The organism is Rhodococcus sp. 14C212 (assembly GCF_011058195.1).
Classification (GTDB): Bacteria; Actinomycetota; Actinomycetes; order Mycobacteriales; family Mycobacteriaceae; genus Rhodococcus; species Rhodococcus aetherivorans.
Genome location: NZ_JAALEH010000169.1, coordinates 1 through 5,050 on the forward strand (window position 1 = coordinate 1; position 5,050 = coordinate 5,050).

Consider the following 5,050-nt stretch of genomic DNA (forward strand, 5'->3'; position numbering starts at 1 on the left):
GGGCGAGCGGAGCGACGGGGGGTGTCACCGGGGACGGCGAGTTCTTCTTCCTCGAGATGAACACCCGGCTGCAGGTCGAGCATCCGGTCACCGAGTGCACCACCGGCCTCGACCTCGTCGACCTGCAGCTGCAGGTCGCCGCCGGCGGCCGCCTCGAACCCGAACCCCCACCGGCGAGCGGACATTCGATCGAGGTGCGGCTCTACGCGGAGGACCCGGCGCAGGACTGGCGGCCCCAGTCCGGCACGGTGCACCGTCTCGCGTTGCCCGGCCGCGTCGCCGCGTTCGAGGTGCTGCGCGAGGCCGGGCTGCGCCTGGACTCCGGCGTCGAGGACGGCTCGGCGGTGGGCGTGCACTACGACCCGATGCTCGCCAAGGTGATCGCGTACGCCCCGACCCGGGACCGCGCGGCGCGGATGCTCGCGACGTCGCTGGCCCGCGCCGAGGTGCACGGCCTGCGCACCAACCGGGACCTGCTGGTGAACGTGCTGCGGCATCCCGAATTCCTCGCCGGCAACACCGACACCGCCTTCTTCGGCACCCACGGGCTCGACACGCTCGCCGCGCCGCTCGCCGATGCCGGGACCGAATCGCTCTCCGCGCTCGCCGCGGCCCTGGCGGACGCCGCCGCCCACCGCGCGGCCGCGACGGTCGCCCGCGGCCTGCCGAGCGGCTGGCGCAACCTGCCGTCGCAGCCGCAGGTCAAGCGGTACGAGGGCGACCGCGGTGCACACGAGGTGCGGTACCGGCTCACCCGGTCCGGCCTGATCGCCGACGACCACCCCGGCGTCGTCCTCGTCGCGCACACCGAGCACCGGGTGGTGCTCGCGGTCGACGGCGTGCACCGGCAGTTCCACGTCGCGCAGTACGGCGACGCGGTGCATGTGGACTCGTCGCTCGGCCCGGTACGGCTGCGGGCGATCCCCCGGTTCGTCGAACCCTCCGCCCACGTCGCCGCGGGTTCGCTGCTCGCCCCGATGCCCGGCTCGGTGATCCGGATCGGGGCCGCGGTCGGCGATGCGGTCACCGCCGGGCAACCCGTCCTCTGGCTCGAGGCGATGAAGATGGAACACATCGTCAAGGCCCCCGCCGCGGGCGTGCTCACCGAGCTGCCCGTCGCCGTCGGCACCCAGGTCGAGCTGGGCGCCGTGCTGGCCGTCGTCACCCCCCCCGAGTCCGGCGAACCGTCCGCCCCGGCCGACATCGAGGAGTAACCATGAGCGTCATCGAAACCGACGAGCAGAAGCAGCTGCGCGCCGCGGTCGCGGGCCTGGCCAAGCGCTACAACTACGTCGACTACGTGCTGCCGAAGGCCCGCAAGGGCGAACCGCTGACCGAGCTGTGGCGCGAGGCCGCCCAGCTCGGCTTCCTGGGGGTGAACCTGCCCGAGGAGTACGGCGGCGGCGGGGCCGGCATCTACGAACTCGCCCTGGTCCAGGAGGAACTCGCCGCGCAGGGCTGCGGGCTGCTGCTGGTGGTGGTCTCGCCGGCCATCTGCGGCACCATCATCGCCAAGTTCGGCACCGACGAGCAGAAGCAGCGCTGGCTGCCTGCGCTGGCCGACGGCTCGAAGATCATGGCGTTCGGCATCACCGAGCCCGACGCCGGTTCGAACTCGCACCAGATCACCACCGTCGCGCGGCGCGACGGGGAGGACTGGATCCTGCGCGGCAGCAAGATCTACATCTCCGGTGTGGACCAGGCCGACGCGGTGCTCATCGTGGCGCGCACCGAGGACGCGAAGAGCGGCAAGCTGCGGCCGGCGCTGTTCATCGTCCCCACCGACACGGACAACTTCGTCAAGACGCCGATGGAGATGGACATCGTCGAACCGGACCGCCAGTTCACCCTGTTCCTCGACGACGTGCGCCTGCCGGCGGACGCGTTGGTGGGGCAGCCGGACGCCGCGCTGATGCAGCTGTTCGCCGGGCTGAACCCCGAGCGGATCCTCGGCGCGGCGATGGCCGTGGGCATGGGCCGCTACGCTTTGGACGCGGCGGTGCGGTACGCCAACGAGCGAACCGTGTGGAAGTCGCCGATCGGGGCGCACCAGGGCATCGCGCACCCGCTCGCGCAGTGCAAGATCGAGCTCGAGCTGGCCAAGCTGATGATGCAGAAGGCCGCGGTGCTGTACGACGGCGGCGACGACTTCGGCGCCGCCGAGGCCGCGAACATGGCCAAGTACGCCGCGGCGGAGGCCAGCATCAAGTCGCTCGACCAGGCGATCCAGACGCACGGCGGCGGTGGGCTCACCCGCGAGTACGGGCTGGCCGCGATGCTCGGGGCGGCGCGGATCGCGCGGGTGGCGCCGGTGAGCCGGGAGATGATCCTCAACTTCGTGTCCCAGCACTCGCTGGGCCTGCCCCGGTCGTACTGAGGGGAGTGCCGGTGTCCGAGACGTTCGTCCGGTACGAGGTGAGCGGGGGATTCGCCACCCTCACCCTCGACTCGCCGCACAACCGCAACGCGATCTCCGCCAGGCTCGTGGCGCAGCTCCGGCAGGGACTCGCCGACGCGGCCGCCGACGACGGGGTCCGCGCGGTCGTGCTCACCCACGAGGGCGGCACCTTCTGTGCCGGCGCCGACCTGAGCGAGGCGAGCACCGCGGAGGGCAGCGCCGGGGCGGCGGCCGCCGCCCGGACGCGGGAGATGACGGCGGTGCTGCGGTCGATCCTGGAGCTGCCCAAGCCGGTGATCGGGCGGATCGACGGGCACGTGCGCGCCGGCGGCATGGGGTTGGTCGGCGCGTGCGATCTCGCCGTCGCCGGGCCCCGGTCGACGTTCGCGTTGACCGAGGCCCGGCTGGGGCTGGCGGCATCGATCATCTCGCTGACGGTGCTGCCGCGGCTCACCTCCCGTGCCGCGAGCCGCTACTTCCTCACCGGTGAGCGGTTCGGCCCGGAGGTGGCAGCGGCGATCGGCCTGGTCACCGTCGAGACCGACGATCCGCAGGCGACGGTAGGCGAGATCCTCGCCCAGCTGCGGGAATGCTCGCCGCAGGGGCTCGGCGAGTCCAAGCGGCTCACCACGATGCGGATGCTCGCCGACTTCGACCGCTACGGCGACGACCTGGCGGAGCAGTCGGCGCGGCTGTTCGGCTCCCCGGAGGCGGTCGAGGGGATGACCGCGTTCCTGCAGAAGCGGCCGCCGTCGTGGAGCCGTTCGTGACGCGGTCCGTAAAACGGTCAGGGTTGACCGGATAGTGGTGGGTGTACGACAGTGGCTGTCATGAAACTCGGCATCCAGCCCGACTACGCGGGCGACTTCCGGCAGGTCGTCGACGAGATCGTCGAACTCGAATCGGTGGGACTCGACATCGCGTTCGTCGCCGAGGCGTACAGCTTCGACGCCTTCAGTCAGCTCGGCTACCTGGCCGCGCGCACCTCGACGGTGCAGCTCGGCACGGGCGTCGTGCCGATCTACACCCGCACGCCGTCGCTGCTCGCGATGACGGCCGCCGGCATGGACTACGTCTCCGGCGGCCGCTTCGTGCTCGGCCTCGGTGCGTCCGGCCCGCAGGTGATGGAGGGCTTCCACGGCGTGCCGTACGACGCGCCCCTGCAGCGGACCCGCGAGGTCGTCGACATCTGCCGGGCCGTGTGGCGGCGCGAGAAGCTCGAATACGCCGGCCGCAAGTACACGATCCCCCTGCCGGCCGATCGCGGCACCGGGCTCGGCAAGCCCCTGAAGCTCATCAATCAGCCGGTGCGCGAACGCATTCCGATCATGATCGCCGCGCTCGGCCCGAAGAACGTCGCCCTCGCCGCCGAGATCGCCGAGGCCTGGGAGCCGGTGTTCTTCTTCCCCGAGCACGCGCACCGCGTGTGGGGCGACGCGCTCGCCGAGGGCACGGCGAGGCGGGACCCGGCGCTCGGTGCGCTCGAGGTGGTGGTCAACGTCCAGGTCGGGATCGGTGACAACGTCGCCGAGCTGCGCGACCGCGCTCGACCCCACCTGGCGCTGTACCTCGGCGGGATGGGCGCGAAGGGCAAGAACTTCTACAACCAGCTCGCCCGCACCTACGGCTTCGAGCGCGAGGCCGAGACCATTCAGAACCTCTACCTGGCCGGGCGGAAGAAGGAGGCCGAGGCGGCGATCCCGGACGAGCTGATCGACGGCGTGTGCCTCGTCGGCCCGCGCAGCCACGTCGCCGAGCGTCTCGCCGCGTTCGAGGCCGCCGGAGTCACCACGATCAACATCATGGCCCTCGACGACACCCGGGCCGGGCGCCTCGCCTCGACGGTCACCCTCCGCGAGCTGACCCGCCGGCCTGCCTAGTCTGATCGCCATGAGCAGCCCGTCCCCGGATATCCGCCGTCGCGGCGAGCAGGAGCGCAGCCGCGCCACCCGCAAGCGGATCCTCGACGCGGCGGTGGCCGTGCTCGTCGAGCACGGTTACTCCAACGCCACCACCGTGCGCATCCAGGAGGCGGCCGGCGTGTCCCGCGGGCGGCTGCTGCACCACTACCCGTCGCGGGACGCCCTGCTCGTCGCCGCCGTGCACCATCTCGCCGCCCAGGGGGTCCAGGGCCTCGACGGCGACCATCCCTGGCCCGCCGACCCGGTCGAACGTATCGCCGCCGCGGTCGATCGGATGTGGTGGAACTTCCGGCAGCCGTACTTCTGGGCGTCGATGGAGCTGTGGCTCGCCGCGCGCGGCCACGAGGAACTCCGGGCCGAGCTGCTGCCGCTCGAACGCATCCTGGGCCGGATGATCAAGGAGCAGACGACCGCGAACTTCGGTCCGGAGATCGCGAACCGCCCCCGGTTCGTCGAGGTGCGCGACCTGATCTATCAGGCGATGCGCGGGGCGGCCCTCGGGTACGCCATCGACCCGCGCGACCCGCTGACCGAACCCCAGCTGGCGGTGTGGCGCCGCCAGATGGAACGGGTCCTGGTGGACGACGAACCCGGGGATTCCGCCGCCGGGGGCGCGCTGCGATGACGCGTCAGCCCAAGCAGGATCGGAGCCGGGTCACGCGCCGCCGGCTGCTCGAGGCGAGCATCGACTGCCTCGCGGAGCTGGGGTGGGGCGCGACCACGGTGGGGG

Annotated in this window: 5 protein-coding genes and 1 pseudogene; all 6 read left to right on the forward strand. The window is 72.1% G+C overall.

The features are described from left to right. On the forward strand, positions 1-1,214 hold a 1,214-nt coding region (locus G6038_RS30175), incomplete at its 5' end, for a biotin/lipoyl-containing protein (protein ID WP_346772959.1). A gap of 2 nt (positions 1,215-1,216) precedes the next feature. Further along, positions 1,217-2,377, forward strand: coding sequence for an acyl-CoA dehydrogenase family protein (locus G6038_RS30180; RefSeq protein ID WP_165042527.1), 1,161 nt, complete (start codon positions 1,217-1,219; stop codon positions 2,375-2,377). An 11-nt stretch (positions 2,378-2,388) separates the two neighbouring features. Continuing rightward, positions 2,389-3,168 (forward strand): enoyl-CoA hydratase family protein, encoded by a 780-nt coding sequence (locus G6038_RS30185; RefSeq protein WP_165042529.1) that lies wholly within the window; start codon positions 2,389-2,391, stop codon positions 3,166-3,168. Between the two features lie 60 nt (positions 3,169-3,228). Then, a complete protein-coding gene (locus G6038_RS30190) occupies positions 3,229-4,278 on the forward strand; it encodes an LLM class F420-dependent oxidoreductase (protein WP_165042531.1) in 1,050 nt (349 codons plus the stop codon). A 10-nt stretch (positions 4,279-4,288) separates the two neighbouring features. Then, positions 4,289-4,945 (forward strand): TetR/AcrR family transcriptional regulator, encoded by a 657-nt coding sequence (locus G6038_RS30195; RefSeq protein ID WP_165042533.1) that lies wholly within the window; start codon positions 4,289-4,291, stop codon positions 4,943-4,945. Continuing rightward, positions 4,942-5,050 (forward strand): annotated as a pseudogene (locus tag G6038_RS31740) (TetR/AcrR family transcriptional regulator); the annotation flags it as partial. The gene G6038_RS30195 and the pseudogene G6038_RS31740, both read left to right, overlap by 4 nt.